We start from the raw sequence: 17,379 nt of genomic DNA, 5'->3' as shown, positions 1-17,379 counted from the left end.
TATCCCTGTTTGTATCGTACCTATGAGGAATTGAAACTATATAAAATATATCAATACATGAAAGATGAAGGCAGTTTGTATCGTACCTATGAGGAATTGAAACCTAGCTTGCCACCGCCTAACCGAGTCGGCTTGCGAATGTTTTTATCTTACCTATGAGAAATCCCCCAACCACCCTAAATTTCGACCATTATTACTTTGAATCTATTACATTAATTTTCAGCTTGTGTGCTCCACATCTTCATCCCCACTTGATTCCCATATTTTCAGTTCCCAATGGATGTTAGTGCTGCATGATAGTCATGTTCCCTGTTCTTTACCAATGCTAATCTGGAAAGGTGCGAATGCTTTTTTATTTTTTAGAAAATTCCCAGTTGCGCTTTCGGTTGTTGCGTGTTCTAATAGGGATGATAGTAAAACATATACATGATTCGCATATTTTGCATGTAACGGAGGGCTGGAAGTGAAACAAGATGCGATCATTCGCTTCGAGCGTGTGACGAAGCAGTATGATGGGGTTGCGGTGCTGGATGATGTGAGCTTTGAAATCGAGAGGGGGAAGTTTTATACGCTGCTTGGGCCGTCGGGGTGCGGAAAGACGACGATTCTCCGGCTGATTGCCGGGTTTATCGAGCCGTCGGAAGGGACGATTTATTTTCACGAAAAGCCGATTAATCATGTCCCGGCTAATAAGCGGCAAGTGAATACCGTGTTTCAAGATTATGCGCTTTTCCCGCATTTAGACGTATTTGAGAATGTGGCGTTTGGGCTGCGCATCAAAAAAATGAAGCAAGCGGATATCGAGGCGAAGGTGAAAGAAGCGCTTCGTTTTGTGAACTTAGAAGGATATGAGAATCGGAGAATTCAAGAAATGTCGGGTGGTCAGCGCCAGCGGGTGGCGATTGCGCGCGCGATCGTCAATGAGCCGGAAGTGCTGCTTTTGGATGAGCCGCTCTCGGCGCTTGATTTGAAGTTAAGGACGGAAATGCAGTACGAGCTAAGAGAGTTGCAGCGCCGTTTGGGAATTACGTTCATTTTTGTGACGCATGATCAAGAAGAGGCGCTGGCGATGTCCGACCAAATTTTTGTGTTAAATAAAGGAAAAATCCAGCAAAGCGGCACGCCAAAAGATATTTACGACGAGCCTGTCAACCGGTTTGTCGCGGATTTTATCGGTGAGTCGAATATTTTGTCGGGGTGCATGATCGAAGATTTTCTTGTTGAATTTGCCGGAAAGCGGTTTGAATGCGTCGATAAAGGGTTTCGTCCGCATGAACGCGTCGATGTTGTCATTCGCCCTGAGGATTTGGAAATGACGGCGCCAGAGCGCGGTAAGTTGCGTGTGCGCGTGGACTCAATTCTATTCCGCGGAGTGCACTATGAAATTTGCGCGTATGACGAGAACGGGAATGAATGGCTCGTCCATTCGACGAAAAAAGCGGAAGTCGGGGAAGAAATCGGGCTTTATTTTGAGCCGGAAGCGATTCATGTCATGCATGTCGGGGAAGCGGATGATGAAAGCGATGAAAAGTAATGTGCGCAACGCCTATTTAATTCCGTATGCTTTATGGATCATTTTATTTGTAGTCGCGCCTATTTTATTGATTCTTTATTATTCATTTTTTGATATTGAAGGAAAGTGGACGTTCGAAAACTATGAAAAATTTCTAACCCCGATTTATTTAAAAATGACGCTCAATTCGTTTTGGTATGCGTTTTTGATTACGTTGTTCTCGTTGCTCGTTGCGTATCCAACCGCTTATTTGTTGACGAAAACGAAGCATAAGCAGCTATGGCTCTTATTGATCATTTTGCCGACATGGGTGAATTTGTTGTTAAAGGTATATGCGTTTCTAGGGATTTTCGGCACGTTTGGCTTGGCGAATGCGATTTTAAAAACAATCGGCATTGGCGCAAAGCAAATCCTATTTACCGATTTCAGCTTTATTTTTGTATCGGTTTATATTTTTATCCCGTTTATGGTGTTGCCGATTTTCAATGCGCTAGAAGAGTTAAATCCGTCCTTGATTGATGCAGCGCGCGATTTGGGAGCTTCGGCATGGACGACATTTCGCCGCGTCGTGTTTCCGCTCACGTTAAGCGGGGTGAAGGCCGGATGTCAAGCTGTGTTCATTCCGTCGTTGTCTTTATTCATGATTACGCGCTTAATTGCCGGCAATCGCGTTATTACGCTTGGCACGGCGATTGAAGAACATTTTCTTGTCACCCAAGACTGGGGGATGGGAGCAACCATTGCGGTGTTTTTAATGCTGGCGATGGCTGTCATTGTCGGTATGACAGGAAGCCGGAAGAGAGGGAAGTAGATGAAAAAGCATCGAACATGGGCGAATTTGTATCTAATCGTCGTCTTCATTATATTGTATATGCCGATTTTTTATCTCATGTACTATTCGTTCAACAGCGGAGGAACGATGCACAATTTTAAAACATTTACATGGGAATGGTATCAAGAAGTGTTTCATGATGACCGTCTGCTTATTATCGTGTTGAATACGCTCGTCATCGCTTTATTGTCGGCGGCCATTTCCACGGTTGTTGGCGTGATGGGGGCATTGGCGATTTATTACGTGAAAACATGGCGGGTGAAAAATGCTCTCCTTGCGCTGAATAACGTGCTCATCGTTAGCCCTGATGTGATCATCGGCGCATCGTTTTTAATTTTGTTTACTATTGCGGGCGTTAAGTTAGGCTTTATATCTGTTCTTTTATCCCATATCGCTTTTAGCGTGCCGATCGTTGTTTTAATGGTGCTGCCGAAGCTTGAAGAAATGAGCCCGACGTTGATTGATGCGGCGCGCGATTTAGGGGCGAGCCAGTGGCACATGTTGTCGAAAGTAATTTTGCCATTTATTACGCCGGGAGTGTTTGCCGGATTTTTTATGGCGCTTACGTATTCGCTCGACGATTTTGCGGTGACGTTTTTTGTGACGGGAAACGGCTTTTCAACGTTGTCGGTCGAAATTTATTCGCGGGCGCGCCAAGGCATTTCGTTGTCGATTAACGCGCTTTCGACTCTTTTATTTTTATTTACCGCTCTTCTCGTTGTCGGCTATTACTTTATTAGCCAAAAAAGCAGCCGTTTGTACGGGATTGGAGGGCGGAAGTAGATGAGACGGCTTGTTCAATGGTTTTTGGCCGTTTTTACGGCAGCAATGGTTCTTTTATATCTATCCGAACGCTTGAATGAAATGGAAGGGTACGCAGGGGGCAATACCATTACCGTTTACAACTGGGGCGATTATATCGATCCTAAGCTGATTCAAGCGTTTGAAAAAAAGACAGGAATTAAAGTCATTTATCAAACGTTTGACTCGAACGAGGCGATGATGGCGAAAATCGCCCAAGGGGGAACGACGTTCGACGTGGCGGTGCCATCTGAGTACGCCATCAGCAAGATGAAAGAGGAAGGATTGCTTGTTCCTCTCGATCATTCGAAGCTCCCAAACTTAAAATATATCGACCCGCGCTTTTTGAATTTGTCTTTTGATCCGAACAATCGCTATTCAGTCCCGTATTTTTGGGGCACGGTCGGCATCGTATATAACCGAAAAATGCTTGGCGGCAAAAGCATTACGAGCTGGAACGATTTATGGAGCCGTGACTTGCGCAATCAAATTTTGCTTGTAGATGGAGCGCGTGAAGTGATAGGCATGGGGTTAAACAGTCTTCACTATTCGCTCAACGATACAAATAAAGCGCATTTACAGCAGGCGAAGAAGAAGCTTGATGCGCTCATGCCGAATGTGAAGGCGATTGTCGGCGATGAAATCAAATTGTTGCTGGCAAACGAAGAAGCGGCGATTGGCGTCGTCTGGTCGGGGGATGCGGCTGAAATTATTTCTGAAAACGATCACCTCGACTATGTAGTGCCAAAGGAAGGCTCCAACTTATGGTTTGACAACATGGTCATTCCAAAGACGGCGAAAAATATTAAAGGAGCGCACGAGTTTATTAATTTCATGCTTGATCCGAAAAATGCGGCGAAAAATGCCGAGTATGTCGGCTATTCGACGCCAAATAAAAAAGCGCTTGACTATTTGCCGAAAGAAATTACGAACGATAAACGTTTTTATCCTGATTTCGACTCCATTGGGCATTTGGAAGTATACAAAAACTTAGGAAAACGAATGCTGGCGTATTACAATGAACTATTTTTAGAGTTTAAAATGCATCGGAAATAAAAAGGAGATATCAGCGTTGAAACAGTTGAAAAAGATGTGGCTCACGATTGGTTCGGTCACGTTATTTTTAGGCGGAAAACTCAAATGGCTATTAGGAGTTTTCAAGTTTTTGAAGCTAGGGTCGCTTTTGTCGCTGCTTATTTCAATTGGCGCTTATGCGATTGTATATGGTTGGAAGTTTGCGGTGGCGCTCGTTTATCTTCTTTTTGTCCATGAAATGGGACATTTATTCGCAGCAAAAAAGAAAGGAATCCCAACAACGAACGCTATTTTCATTCCATTTCTCGGTGCATTGATTGCGCTGAAAAAGGAGCCGGAATCAGCCAACGATGAAGCGTATTTGGCGTATGCGGGTCCGCTGTGGGGAACGCTTGCGTTTCTTCCAGCATTCCCGCTATATTGGCTCACAAAAGAGCCGTTTTGGGGGCTTGTGATTGCGCTCGGCGCCCTGATTAATTTGTTCAACCTAATGCCGATTCATCCGTTAGACGGCGGCCGAATCGTCGGGGTGATTTCGCCAAAAATATGGTTTCTCGGTCTAATCGGCGGATGGGTTTACTTTTTTTGGCGGCCAAGCGGAGTGCTCGGCTGGATTCTTGTCTTGGGAACGATAAAATGCTGGGAGTTATTGCGCAAAGAGTTTCGCTATAAAAAACATAAAATCGAGCAAGATATCGCCGAGCAGTTTCTTGAACAGCTAAAGCGGTATGTGACGCTAGTGGATGAAGAAAAACAGACAATGCGCAGCGAGTGGAAGGAAGAGTACGAGCGGCTGTCTGCGTTCAAGAAACGCTGGTATATGCCGATATGGCAGGACGAAAAGAAGCTACGACAGCATCGTACGCTTGTCTATAAAGAACATCTTGAGATATTAAAGCAAAATCGCCTTTTTGTTGATAAAGAAAGTTTGGAGTGGCTGCCTAGCTTCATAACAGACGAGGAAATTCAAGAAATGATCAATGAATTGTCTGAGATTGTGCAAAAAATGCAGGACGAGATGCAAAAAGAAAAAGTGTACTACTTATCCGATACGAAAACGAAGTGGTTATGGCTTGTTCTTTATATAGGCCTTGCGGCAGTACTCGCTGCCTTTTCTGTATATGGTCAAGAGCTGTTAGCGAAATATCAACATATGATTTCATAAAAACACACATCCCCCTTGCCTTGGGCAAGGGGGGATCTATATCAAAAAGGGGGGCAAACTATTTGACTGCTTTTAGCTCTGCTAGTTGTCGTTCAACTTCCTCTTGAAATTGAGGGGACAGGGACAACGCTTTTTTTGATTCTTCGTACACGTAGCGGCTCGCTTCTGCTTCAGCTTCGAGCGCGAATATGCGCTCTTCCATGCGGGCAAATCCCTTTAATGCTTCTTCTGGGCCAAGGTGGGTCAGTGATGTATGAATGGCTTTAATGGCTTGGGCAGCATGGGCGCGAGCAATGAGATCAAGCTGTTTTACTTTTAATTCGTCATACGTTTCTTTCAATTTCTTTAATTGTTCTTTTAAGTATGTTGTCTTTTCGCTGAGTGTGGTATACTGTTGTTTATACAGTTCAAGTTTTTTCTCATAGGCTAGTTTTTCTTGCAGGGCCATTTTCGCAATGGCCTCTTCATTTTTTTCCACAGCGAGCTTCGCTTGGCGGCTTCTTTTCTCTATTTTTTCTTCGGTTTGCTCGATCAGAAGTTTGTAGCGATGCTCGACGACAAACTGTTGAGCAAGCGCCTGTTGCGCTTTTTTCATTTGTTCTTCTAATTCGCGAAGATATTGTTTTGTCATGTCGATCGGGTCTTCGCATTTGTCAATAAGGCTATGCAAGTCGGCGAGCACGACATGCTTTAGGCGTTTAAAAAGCCCCATTTACGGTTCCTCCTTTTTCATTTGTTCTTCCCATCGATCTAAAAAATCTTCTGTTTGGAGCGGCATAGGGACGAATGCGGCAAATTCTTCGCTAAGTACACCATTTGTTGATTGCCGTTTTTTATACACCATGTAAGCAGCAACTAAGATCAGAGGAACGAGCAATATTTTCGGTAAAAGCGCCACGCCTCCCGCTGCTGCCAAAGCTAGTCCAATCCACTTCCACCCGCTAGAGCGCCGCGCTGTTTTCCAAATGATCCAACCGACGATGATCATTGATAGTTGGAACAAGAATGAGAACAGCTTCCAAATCATCCAGCCGCCAAATAGTGTAGGGTGGAACAATACGTGATGGCGCTCGATCAACAAGCCGTAATGCATCGGAAAGTCAGCTCGCTTCATGAACGGACCGTGGTGGCGAGGCATGTCCATCATCGATGCCATGTGTGCTCCTCTTGGCCAGCCGATGTCGGTCAGCATATATAGGCCGCCGCCGATTACGAGGAGAAAGAGCAGCAGAAACGCCGCATATTTCTTTTTCAACGCTTCTCACCTCCTTATCGCCAAGATTTGCATTCCCTTTAGGGTTTGCAATTGTATTGTAAACAGGAAAAGAGAAAAACAAGTGAAAAATGCGGACAAGAAGAAATTTTTTAGAAAAAAATGCTTTCCATTAATGGAAAGCATCTGAAAAAGGAATATTGACGATAAATTCTGTTCCTTTGCCTACTTCGCTTTGCACATGAATCGTTCCGCCGTGAGCATCGACAATCCATTTGGCAATCGACAGTCCAAGACCGTGGCCGCCTTGTTGCCGCGATCGCGCTTTGTCCACGCGGTAAAAGCGATCGAAAATGCGGCCGATGTCCTCCGGGGGAATGCCGATACCCGTATCCTTAACGGAAATGACGAGCCGCCGCTGTTGCTTGAAGAAGTCATTGCGGAGAGTCAGCGTCACGCGGCCGCCGCTTGGGGTGTATTTAATTGCGTTATCCAATAAAATGTAGAGCAGTTGTGTCAATTTGTCGGCATCGCCAAATACAACGGCGGCTTCAGGGGCTTGAAAGTGCAGCTCAATCCCTTTTTTGGCCGCTACATCTGTCAATAGCTCTAGCGTTCGTTCAGCAGGCACACGGAAGTCAAACCTTTCCTTGGCAAGCTCCAAAGCGGCGCGTCCTGAATCCGCCCGCGCTAATGTCAGCAAATCGTTCATTAATTTCGTCATGCGTTGAATTTCTTCGCGCAGACGATGCAGCAGTTTTTGAATAAATTCATTCTTTTTCAGCTCTTCTTCCATCCCGAGCGCTTCGACGGAAGAGAAAATAACGCTAAGCGGTGTGCGCAGTTCGTGAGAGGCATCGGCGACAAATTGCCGCTGGCGGTCATATGCCTCGCGGATTGGTACGAGCGTTCGCCTCGACATAAAATAGCTCAGCAACACAGCCACTCCAATAAATAAAATAGCGATGCCTACAAGAACGATTCCCAGCCATTTAAATACGCCTGAAAACGACGTGACATCCATTCCGACATACAGCGTGCCGATAAGGTGATTATGAATGGAAACAGGGCGCGCAGTCGTCAGCAACTTTAACTCATGCGAGTGGAATCTTGCAAACTTATGCCACTGCGATGGAAGTTGGACTTCCATATATTTTTGTTCATTGACCCGCGGGGCTGACCGAGACAGCGCTTCAAGCAGAAGCGGCTGCATTTCTTTATTCACCTCATCGCCCATTAAAAGCTGTCCGTTTGTGTCAACTACGTAAAAAAAGAACTGATCCTCGCTTAGAAACAACACATTTTCGTTATCCAAAAAATCAAAGTCCGTTTGTTTCACTAAAAATTGCTCAATCGCTTTTTTTTCCTGATCAGCAAGCCCTGAGATTCTGCGTTCTTGGTCATTGGATACAATCATATATAACAGCGAGCAGACGATAACAATAAACACGGTTAAAAATAGAATAAAAATGCCGCTGTATAAAGCGGTGAGACGCCATTGTGCGAGGTAAAACATATCGGCATTTTTCGTTTTGCGGAAAAAGGCAAGCCTATTCATCATCGATCTTATACCCCACTCCGCGTACCGTTTGAATAATGTCCTCATCAAGTTTTTTCCGCAGCAGCTTGACGGTGGCGTCAATGGTTTTCATCGACACATCGGCGTCATATCCCCAAATGCGGTCAAGCAGAATTTCTCGCGGCAAGACGCGCCCTTTATTTTGCAGAAGCAAGTCAAAAAGCTGAAATTCGCGAGGCGTCAGCAAAATTTCCTTTTCACCGCGATGGAGCGTATGGCTCGTTCGATTCAAGACAAAATCTTTATAACGAATAATTTCTTCCTGCAGCGGCATAAACGTTCGGCGCGCTAACGCTTTAAGACGGGCCATCAATTCATCGATTTCAAATGGCTTGACGAGGTAGTCATCCGCTCCAGCCTCCAATCCTTCGACGCGGTCTTGAACCGCATCTTTTGCCGTCAGCATTAAAATGGCTCCCGAATATCCTTGTTTGCGTAGGCGCTTGCATATTTCAACGCCATCGCCATTGGGCATCATCCAATCTAAAATGACGACATCGTAAAAAGAAGCGAGGGCATATTCATACGCATCTTCTCCTTCTTGTACCCAATCGATTTTGTCGACTCCTTTTTTCTTAAGCATGTGAACGATCAACTCGCCTAAGTATAAATCGTCCTCCGCAAGAAGTAGCTTCATGATTCTCCCTTCTTTCATCAGCCCATTTTTTATTAAAATCATACCAAATTTTTATGAAAAAGAAGTGAAAGCCGCGGCATAAAAATGAACTCCGTTTTTGAGAATTGTGAATAGGCCTCCTTCTTGTAATGAAAGAAAATGGCTTTTCTAACCAAGATGGAATCTTCCTCATAAAGATTGCCAACCCAATATAGGCATCTAAAAAACCAATATTTAGAGCGATCACTATCATACTAATTCCTGTCGTGTCATATATGACAAGGGGACGAAGCAGCGTAAAGCTAACAGATAAAATAATTGGCAATGTCAATCGAAGTCAAATGCTAGTAAAAATAGTAACCATTCTATTTACCTCTCTTATCTGTCTATTATTGTGAATAAAACAAAATAAGCAACATATTTTTTAAATTTTTATTGAAGTAATGGAAATTTGAAACTCTTTTGAAAAGGATTCGTATATATAGGTGAACATGGGTGAAAAAGGAGTGGGAACGGTGTTCGGATATCCGATGGAAGTCGTTTATTTATTTGTTTTGATTGTCAGTGGAAGTTTAACGGTTGTCTATATTTTACTTAGCGATATGCTAGATGGCATCTTTGACGTTGCCGACCATCCTTTTTTCAGCCCGCAATTAATTTTATCCTTTTTTACAGTGTTAAGCGCCGTTGGTTATTTGCTTGAGAAGTATACGGGTATGCCGTCAATGATTGTCGGGCTTATAGGGACAGGAACGGCGTTGGTTGTGGTATTGCTTCTGCACTTTTTTGTCTTCCTTCCGCTGCGGTCGGCCGAGGCGTCGCTCCATTATTCCGAGGCGGATTTGGAAGGGTGTGTAGGAAAGGTGATTGTCGCTGTGCCGACGGATGGATTTGGTGAAATTTTGATTCAGCGGGTCAGCGGGGCGGTTTCCAAGCCAGCCAAAAGCTTGAACAATGAACCGATTCCATTTGGAACAGAGGTGATCATTGTCAAAATAGAAAACGGTGTGGCTACTGTTGCCCAGCATGATCCATACCACATTTAAAAAATAAAAGGGGGAAGCTTTGGATGGCACCAATTTTCATCGTTGTTGGAGTGGTTGTATTACTGCTTCTTGGATTGATCGCGATTTTTATGTTGCGCTATCGCACAGTGGGCCCCGATGAGGCGCTCATTGTAACAGGAAGCTATCTCGGCAGCAAAAACGTGCACGTCGACGAATCAGGAAACAAAATTAAAATTGTCCGCGGCGGCGGGACGTTCGTCGTGCCGATTTTTCAGCAGGCTCAGCCTTTGAGCTTATTGTCGATCAAATTGGATGTACAGACGCCGGAAGTGTACACCGAACAAGGCGTTCCGGTCATGGCCGATGGAGTAGCGATCATTAAGGTCGGCAGCTCCATCAGTGAAATTGCTACGGCGGCCGAGCAGTTTTTAGGAAAAACGCGGCAAGACATGGAAAACGAGGCGAAAGAAGTGCTCGAAGGACATCTTCGCTCGATTCTCGGTTCGATGACGGTCGAAGAAATTTATAAAAACCGCGATAAGTTTTCGCAAGAGGTGCAGCGCGTCGCCTCGCACGATTTAGCAAAAATGGGTCTTGTCATCGTTTCGTTTACGATTAAAGATGTACGCGATAAAAATGGCTATTTAGATGCGCTTGGAAAACCGCGCATCGCCCAAGTGAAGCGCGACGCCGATATCGCAACGGCGGAAGCGGAAAAAGAAACACGCATTAAGCGCGCCGAAGCGGACAAAGAAGCGCGCAAAGCAGAATTGGAGCGTTTGACGGAAATCGCAGAAGCAGAGAAAATCAACCAATTGAAGCTTGCCGAATTCCGCCAAGAGCAAGATATCGCCAAAGCGCGCGCTGACCAAGCATACCATTTGGAAGAAGCGAAAGCGAAACAAGAAGTGACCGCGCAGCAAATGCAAATTAAGATTATTGAACGGCAAAAACAAATTGAATTGGAAGAAAAAGAGATTTTGCGCCGCGAGCGCCAATACGATTCCGAAGTGAAGAAGAAAGCCGATGCGGATCGTTACGCGGTGGAGCAGGCAGCAGCAGCGGAAAAAGCGAAACAAATGGCCGAAGCGGACGCGCAAAAGTATCGCATCGAGGCGATGGCAAAAGCGGAAGCGGAGCGAATTCGCATCGACGGATTGGCGAGAGCCGAAGCCGAAAAAGCGAAAGGGGAAGCGGATGCGGAGGTCATTCGCCTCAAAGGATTGGCCGAAGCGGAGGCGAAGCAGAAGATTGCCGAAGCGTTCGAGCTATACGGCCAAGCTGCGATTCTCGACATGATTATCAAAATGCTTCCTGAATATGCGAAACAAGTGGCGAGCCCGCTTGCGAATATCGACAAAATTACGATTGTCGATACAGGCTCAGGCGAAAGCGGCGGCGCCAACCGGGTAGCTGGCTATGCAACGAACTTAATGGCGACGCTGCAGGAATCGCTGAAAGCTTCTTCCGGCATCGATGTGAAGCAGTTGCTTGAGAACTTCTCGGGAAAAGGAAATGTGAAAGAAAGTCTTGATCGGTTGACGGAAGAAATCGCGGGGCAAAAGGAAGACTCCGAAAACAACGGAAGCATGAAATGATCGAGACAGCTAATTTGATACAGAAAAGCGCCTTTTGTGAGGGCGCTTTTCATTTTGGAGTGATTTTTTTTCATATTAACAAAAAAGTGTAGGGGAAATGGGACGATCTTTCGTCTATATAAGTGAAGATGGATAGAGAGGGGGACAAGCAAAGTACAAATTGGAAAGGGCACTTACCGCATTCATGTGTTCGATTCGCAGAGTGCGGTAGGGCGCGTCTAAATTGAGCGTTTCACTGCTTTTTGATATAATATGTTGGTTGTTACATAGAACTTGCCAGTCGTGCATAGATTAAGATGGAAAAATTGCAACTAACATATCGTTCGGCTATTATGTTAAATGGTGGAATCTATATAAAACGTGAACTAGGATGATGGGGATATGAAACGAGCAAGAATTATTTATAATCCTACGTCAGGGCGAGAATTGTTTAGAAAACATTTGCCTGATGTACTCATTCAGCTAGAGAAAGCGGGATATGAAACATCGTGCCATGCGACAACGGGAGCAGGAGATGCGACGAACGCGGCAAGGGAAGCGGTGAAAAGACGGTTCGATCTCGTCATTGCCGCAGGGGGCGACGGTACGATTCATGAGGTAGTCAACGGCATTGCCAATCAAGGGTATCGGCCGAAGCTCGGCATTATTCCGGTCGGCACAACAAACGATTTCGCCCGTGCCATTGGAGTGCCGCGTACGATTGAAGGGGCATGTAATGTCATTGTTAACGGCGAAGCGGTGCCGATTGACATCGGTTGTGTGATGAATGAAGGAAAGAAGCGGTATTTTATTAATATTGCCGGCGGTGGCCGTCTGACAGAGCTCACGTATGAGGTTCCTAGCAAGCTGAAAACGATGCTTGGCCAGCTCGCTTATTATTTAAAAGGAATTGAGATGCTGCCGTCCATCAAGGCGACCGAAGCGCGCATTGAATACGATGGGAAAGTGTATGAAGGCGAAATTATGCTGTTTTTAGTGTCACTGACGAACTCGGTCGGCGGATTTGAAAAATTGGCGCCTGATTCGTCGCTGAATGACGGAATGTTTGATTTAATTATTTTAAAGAAAACGAATCTCGCTGAGTTTATCCGGATTGTGACGCTTGTCTCTAGAGGAGAACATATTAATGATCCACATTTAATTTATACAAAAGCGAATCGCATTAAAGTAACGACGCCTAATAATATGCAGCTTAACTTAGATGGAGAATACGGCGGTGTGCTGCCGGGGGAATTCGTTAATTTATATCGTCATCTTGAGGTGTTTGTGCCGAAAGAAAAGGCGGAACAGATGAGAGCAGGATTTTAGTTGAAAGTCCTGTTCTCTTTTTGTGTTGAATCAGATCGTATGATACAATCAGTGCAGTATAGCGGTGTTGATAAGCCAAGAAAAATGGATTAGGACTACGTGATTGTTAGTTTTTTCTACGCTTTGTAATCGAAATAGCGAAATCAACATGCGCGAATGCAGTATGTTCATGAAAAGGAAGTAGGAACGATGGCAAAAATGGAAGCTCCAGTGGCGAAAAACGAGTATTATGATGTAGTTTTTGAAGATTTGACCCACGATGGCGCCGGCGTGGCCAAAGTGGATGGGTTCCCGATTTTTGTCGCGAACGGACTGCCAGGGGAAAAGGCGAAAATTAAAGTGATTAAAGTGAAAAAAGGATATGGCTATGGCCGTTTAATCGAACTATATGAACCAAGCCCTGATCGCGTCGAAGCGCCTTGTCCGATTTATAAGCAGTGCGGCGGCTGCCAGCTTCAGCATTTAAGTTACGAAGGGCAATTGAAAGCGAAGCATAAGCATGTGCAAGAAGTACTAGCGCGCATCGGGAAAATTGAACAAGTAACCGTCCATCCCGTGCTCGGCATGAACGATCCATGGCGCTACCGGAATAAAGCGCAAGTGCCGGTTGGCGAGCAGGAAGGCGGGCTCGTCGCTGGCTTTTACCAGCAGCGTACACACGAAATCATCGACATGGAAGCGTGCCTCATCCAGCAGGAGATGAACGATGCGGTGGTGCAGACCGTCAAAAAGATTTGCGAAAAATATGGTGTAAAAGCGTATAATGAGGAAACGCATAAAGGCATTCTCCGGCATATTATGGCACGCTACGGGGCGACGACGAAGGAAGTGATGGTCGTCCTGATTACGCGGACAGAGGATGTGCCGCACAAAAAGAAAATCGTGCAAGAGATTATCGAAAGCGTACCAAACGTAAAGTCGATTATTCAAAATATCAACCCGAAGCGCACGAACGTCATTATGGGGGACGAAACGAGGGTATTGTGGGGAGCGGAGTATATTTACGATTATATCGGTGGCATTAAGTTTGCAATCTCGGCCCGCTCCTTCTATCAAGTAAATCCGGAACAAACGAAAGTATTATATGAAAAAGCGCTCGAATATGCGCAATTGACAGGGGAAGAAACGGTGATCGACGCCTACTGCGGCATCGGAACGATTTCGCTGTTCTTAGCCAAGAAGGCGAAGAAAGTGTATGGCGTGGAAATCGTGCCGGAAGCGATCGAAGACGCGAAGCGGAATGCTGAATTAAACGGCATCAACAACGCGGAATTTGCCGTCGGGGAGGCGGAAGTCGTCATTCCAAAATGGTACGAGCAAGGCATTCAAGCTGACTGCATCGTCGTCGATCCACCGCGCAAAGGCTGCGACGAGGCGCTTTTGCGAACGATCATCGACATGAAACCAAAGCGCGTCGTGTACGTATCGTGCAATCCGGCCACTCTCGCCCGCGACTTGCGCATTCTTGAAGACGGCGGCTACCGGACGCTTGAAGTCCAGCCCGTCGACATGTTCCCGCATACGAATCATGTGGAGTGTGTAGCGAAACTAACCTTGAAATAAAAGGATTTTGAAGAAGGCTAGACAGCATTTGACCACATTTGTGCTGCCTAGCCGTTTTTTCTTCCATATTAATCTCTCCTTCTCTCAAGATTGGCAACATAGGACGAGTACATGAACCTCTTGTGCTTTCACGGTGCTTAGGAGGAGGAGACATCTCATTAGTTATTTTAATCCTTTTCAACTGATTACTTCCAAGAGTGTAAGTCATGAGCTTTATAAAAAAGTAGAAGAGTACCCTTTCACCTATCTGTAGAGCGGTCTCTTCCTAAGAAGGAGGGGGGAGGAAATTTGCAGTCACTAAAGTGCTAAAGGAATTCCATATCTTTGAACATCTATCAGTAATTAGCCGAACAAGTATTTTTTATTTTTTCGATTTGCCTTTATATTGAGAGATTAAATAGGTTATGATCGTCGGTAAATGCGTTTTTTGTTTAACAAGAAATTGGTATAGCGCTTCGCTTTCCTCTTTTGTGACAGCCCATTCTTTAGGGATGGATTGTACCGCTTCGTAAATGGATTCGTTTGGGAGAGAGACAATCATCTCCACGAACGATGTCAAATGCTCCTCATGAATGATGGAGAATGCCCATTGATACGTTTCTTGATAGCGGGTTTTATGCTTCAAGTCTTTCCGAAGGGTTTTGGCTGACCAGTTGTATCCTCCTAGAAAACATTTTCCGTGGTCAATCATATGGACATAAAAGTTTCCATCACTTAGACGCTCTAGAAGTACATTGCTCATCGTTCGATCTGTATTGTTGATCCATTGATCGAAAACGAGCATTCTAGCAAGTATTTCGCTATTTTGAATTTCTGTTTGAGACGGGAGGGGCTTAAGTTTACGCAATTCGCTGCTGTTTTCAATAAACAAACAAGCATAATGGCAGCCTGGACAAAACTCGTATTTTTTTGAGTGCAGTTCTGGGGTATTGTCAATAAATTCAGCGGGGATATATACAAGTTCGAAAGGGGGAACAGGAAGCGAAAGGAGCTTTGCTAATTGGGCAGCTACGTATTCATTGATGACTTCTTTTTCCCTCTTTTTTGCAACACCGTTCCATTTGACTACATATTTATTCCCGTCGCTAAAAAGAAGCACGTGTGCAGTCCCGCCTCTTAATGTTTGTATAAACTTCACGGGAGACTTTTGTTGTTTTGTTATTTCCACTTTCAACACCATTCTTATCTAAATTTTTACATATTAACCTAGGATTCCTCGACAACTTTAAAGCCTAGTGTAGGAGAGGTTCATTTATATTAAATGCAAAGTGGTAACGTTTTGAAACGGATAACCGTATATATCAATGCATTTCGTTTTACACATCGAGAAGTCTCCATCTTGAAACAACGTGTGTAGGTAGGAAAGGTTCATTGTAGCCTTTCATTGGCAAAGGAGGGCGAGAACCGTCAATCGATTCTCGCCTCTATGTTGAGGAGCTTTGCTGAGAGGACGAACGTTGTTCCTGTCTGGGGAGACGCCACTCAACCAATGGGCGTACAACGTGTATAATCGGTTTGCTTCCCAGCAATAACATGACGCCTAGTGATATAAACAAGAGCAGCGGGTACCCGTTAGTATCCATGATAAAGGTTGGAAACGAGGTACTGTGCAAATATTTTAAAATAAACCCGTGGAGAATATAAATATAGAACGTTCTTGTTCCGAATTTAGAAATAGGCAGACGCCGATTAGGAATAAGCGCCATGAAGCTGAATGCCATTAACGTACTGATTCCGTAAATCACAAGCCGCCCAACTGCCCCTATTTCTTCATGAACTCCTAATGTTGTGTAAGATTTAGAGCCATATAGCCATTCTTGCGGCAAATCAGGAAAGTAGAAATAGATTAAAATGAACATGCTGGCTAGACAGATCAATGAAAATAATCGGACGGGCCAGGAAAATAATATTTCAATATGTCTTCTCTTTAAATAAAAGCCGAGCAGAAAAAATGGGAAAAACGTAAATGTTCTTGATAAACTTAACCATTTCTCCGCCTCTACCATTCCCGCGCCGACACCAAGCAATAACGCTAAAATCAAGGAGAGCTGTTTGGGGATTCGGACAAATATTTTTAATAATACATTCCAGCTGAATAAGCTTAGTAAAAACCACAAACTCCATTGCGGAGTGAATATATCGATGTTCCATTGACTCTTATCGTACAAAAAAGTATAGTAGATCGAATATAGTAGTTGGAAAACAACGTAAGGAAGCAGGAGCTTCTTGCTGATTTTTTTGAAGTATCCATGTCGGCGAAAGCCTTTGGCAAAATAACCGGAAATAAAGATGAACGCTGGCATATGGAAAAAGAAAATCCAGACGTACAAGCTATGCACAACTAATTCTTTGTCAATGTAAGGACGGAGAAAATGGCCAAGCAAGACGAGAAGTATTAACACGCATTTCGCGTTGTCAAAATACCAATCGCGGTTGCTCATAAGCCTTCCTCCATTCTGTTTTTCTATATTTATTCGTGTGTATTGTTTCGTTTATGGGGGTTGTCGATCAATTTTTTGTCGGTTTAGTCTGTTGCACGATCGTTCATTAGATGGGAAGGAAAGACCCACTGACAAAGAGAACATAATATTATCAAGTTGACACGATGAAGGGGGCTTGGATATGGATTTGGGACAAAAGGAGAGCGCGATGGGGAATAATCGAATGATTCGCGAAGAGTTGCTGCAAATGGTAAGCGATTTATCCGATGAGCAGCTCAATGAACGAGTGCAAGAGGGAAGTTGGACGATCGCGGAAGTGCTTGAGCATTTGCATCTAACAGAAAAATTTGTGGCAGAGATGATGGCGGATGTACTTGTGAAAGAGGAAAGACGCCCAGCCGAAGAAAAGCCGATTCATTTAGTTCTGGATCGGTCTCAGAAGGTTGAAGCGCCATCGCTGGTTGCTCCTAGCGAGGTTTTTAAAACATTGGATGAAATGAAAGAAAAGCTGCTTCAGTCCCGGCAAACACTCACCAAAATTGTTGAAGCAGCCAGCCCAGATGATTTACAGCAGAGATCATATCCGCATCCCGTGTTTGGGCGCATAAGCTTGGCGCAGTGGATTGCCGTTGTCGGTCTCCATGAAAAGCGCCATCTTGAACAAATTCGCGAACTTAAGGAGAAGCTTGAGAATTCGTAGAGTGGAAA

Annotated in this window: 16 protein-coding genes; 10 read left to right on the top strand and 6 right to left on the bottom strand. The window is 44.7% G+C overall.

Annotated features, from left to right (window positions below; genetic code table 11):
• The first annotated feature begins 463 nt into the window (after nt 1-463).
• From N667_RS0118090 to N667_RS0118070, 5 genes are read left to right on the top strand one after another with little or no spacing between them, the layout of a single operon-like run.
• Nucleotides 464-1,534 (top strand): ABC transporter ATP-binding protein, encoded by a 1,071-nt coding sequence (locus tag N667_RS0118090; protein ID WP_027410797.1) that lies wholly within the window; start codon nt 464-466, stop codon nt 1,532-1,534.
• Nucleotides 1,524-2,324, top strand: a complete 801-nt coding sequence (locus N667_RS0118085) for an ABC transporter permease (protein WP_027410796.1) — start codon at nt 1,524-1,526, stop codon at nt 2,322-2,324. The genes N667_RS0118090 and N667_RS0118085 overlap by 11 nt, the downstream gene beginning before the upstream one ends.
• Complete coding sequence (locus N667_RS0118080; RefSeq protein ID WP_027410795.1) at nt 2,325-3,128, top strand: ABC transporter permease; 804 nt, start codon at nt 2,325-2,327, stop codon at nt 3,126-3,128.
• Nucleotides 3,129-4,202 (top strand): ABC transporter substrate-binding protein, encoded by a 1,074-nt coding sequence (locus N667_RS0118075; RefSeq protein WP_027410794.1) that lies wholly within the window; start codon nt 3,129-3,131, stop codon nt 4,200-4,202. It begins immediately after the preceding gene.
• A 16-nt stretch (nt 4,203-4,218) separates the two neighbouring features.
• Nucleotides 4,219-5,346: a site-2 protease family protein gene (locus N667_RS0118070; protein ID WP_027410793.1), complete on the top strand. Its 1,128-nt coding sequence runs from the start codon at nt 4,219-4,221 to the stop codon at nt 5,344-5,346.
• A 58-nt stretch (nt 5,347-5,404) separates the two neighbouring features.
• On the opposite strand, the gene N667_RS0118065 is transcribed toward N667_RS0118070, so the two are convergent.
• The 4 genes from N667_RS0118065 to N667_RS0118050 form a co-directional block, all read right to left on the bottom strand.
• On the bottom strand, nt 5,405-6,058 hold the full coding sequence (locus N667_RS0118065; RefSeq protein WP_027410792.1) for a PspA/IM30 family protein: 654 nt from the start codon (nt 6,056-6,058) through the stop codon (nt 5,405-5,407).
• On the bottom strand, nt 6,059-6,601 hold the full coding sequence (locus N667_RS19025; RefSeq protein WP_051530099.1) for a hypothetical protein: 543 nt from the start codon (nt 6,599-6,601) through the stop codon (nt 6,059-6,061). It abuts the gene before it with no gap.
• 130 nt (nt 6,602-6,731) lie between these two features.
• The gene (locus tag N667_RS0118055; protein ID WP_051530098.1) at nt 6,732-8,120 is read right to left on the bottom strand and encodes a sensor histidine kinase; all 1,389 of its coding nucleotides are present in this window, start codon (nt 8,118-8,120) and stop codon (nt 6,732-6,734) included.
• Nucleotides 8,110-8,775, bottom strand: coding sequence for a response regulator transcription factor (locus tag N667_RS0118050; protein ID WP_027410790.1), 666 nt, complete (start codon nt 8,773-8,775; stop codon nt 8,110-8,112). The genes N667_RS0118055 and N667_RS0118050 overlap by 11 nt, the downstream gene beginning before the upstream one ends.
• Before the next feature lie 470 nt (nt 8,776-9,245).
• Between N667_RS0118050 and N667_RS0118040 the strand changes: the two genes are divergently transcribed.
• The 4 genes from N667_RS0118040 to rlmD all read left to right on the top strand — a co-directional run bounded on the left by N667_RS0118040 (nt 9,246) and on the right by rlmD (nt 14,230).
• Complete coding sequence (locus N667_RS0118040; protein WP_232223995.1) at nt 9,246-9,800, top strand: hypothetical protein; 555 nt, start codon at nt 9,246-9,248, stop codon at nt 9,798-9,800.
• A gap of 23 nt (nt 9,801-9,823) precedes the next feature.
• Entirely contained in the window at nt 9,824-11,359 is a 1,536-nt protein-coding gene (locus tag N667_RS0118035) for a flotillin family protein (RefSeq protein WP_027410788.1), read from the top strand.
• Nucleotides 11,360-11,740: 381 nt separating this feature from the next.
• Nucleotides 11,741-12,667 carry a diacylglycerol kinase gene (locus N667_RS0118025; protein ID WP_027410787.1) on the top strand — a complete coding sequence of 309 codons (927 nt, stop codon included), beginning with the start codon at nt 11,741-11,743 and terminating at the stop codon, nt 12,665-12,667.
• Between the two features lie 189 nt (nt 12,668-12,856).
• Nucleotides 12,857-14,230 (top strand): 23S rRNA (uracil(1939)-C(5))-methyltransferase RlmD, encoded by a 1,374-nt coding sequence (gene rlmD, locus N667_RS0118020; protein ID WP_027410786.1) that lies wholly within the window; start codon nt 12,857-12,859, stop codon nt 14,228-14,230.
• A 361-nt stretch (nt 14,231-14,591) separates the two neighbouring features.
• Here rlmD and N667_RS0118015 read toward each other — a convergent pair whose 3' ends face one another.
• Both N667_RS0118015 and N667_RS0118010 read right to left on the bottom strand, forming a co-directional pair.
• On the bottom strand, nt 14,592-15,398 hold the full coding sequence (locus N667_RS0118015; protein WP_198020568.1) for a HipA family kinase: 807 nt from the start codon (nt 15,396-15,398) through the stop codon (nt 14,592-14,594).
• Between the two features lie 256 nt (nt 15,399-15,654).
• Nucleotides 15,655-16,671 carry an acyltransferase family protein gene (locus N667_RS0118010; RefSeq protein WP_027410784.1) on the bottom strand — a complete coding sequence of 339 codons (1,017 nt, stop codon included), beginning with the start codon at nt 16,669-16,671 and terminating at the stop codon, nt 15,655-15,657.
• Nucleotides 16,672-16,852: 181 nt separating this feature from the next.
• Between N667_RS0118010 and N667_RS0118005 the strand changes: the two genes are divergently transcribed.
• On the top strand, nt 16,853-17,371 hold the full coding sequence (locus N667_RS0118005; RefSeq protein ID WP_232223994.1) for a DinB family protein: 519 nt from the start codon (nt 16,853-16,855) through the stop codon (nt 17,369-17,371).
• Nucleotides 17,372-17,379: the final 8 nt, after the last annotated feature.

It is taken from the genome of Anoxybacillus tepidamans PS2 (assembly GCF_000620165.1).
Taxonomy (GTDB): Bacteria; Bacillota; Bacilli; order Bacillales; family Anoxybacillaceae; genus Anoxybacteroides; species Anoxybacteroides tepidamans_A.
This window is presented reverse-complemented; position numbering and strand designations above follow the sequence as displayed.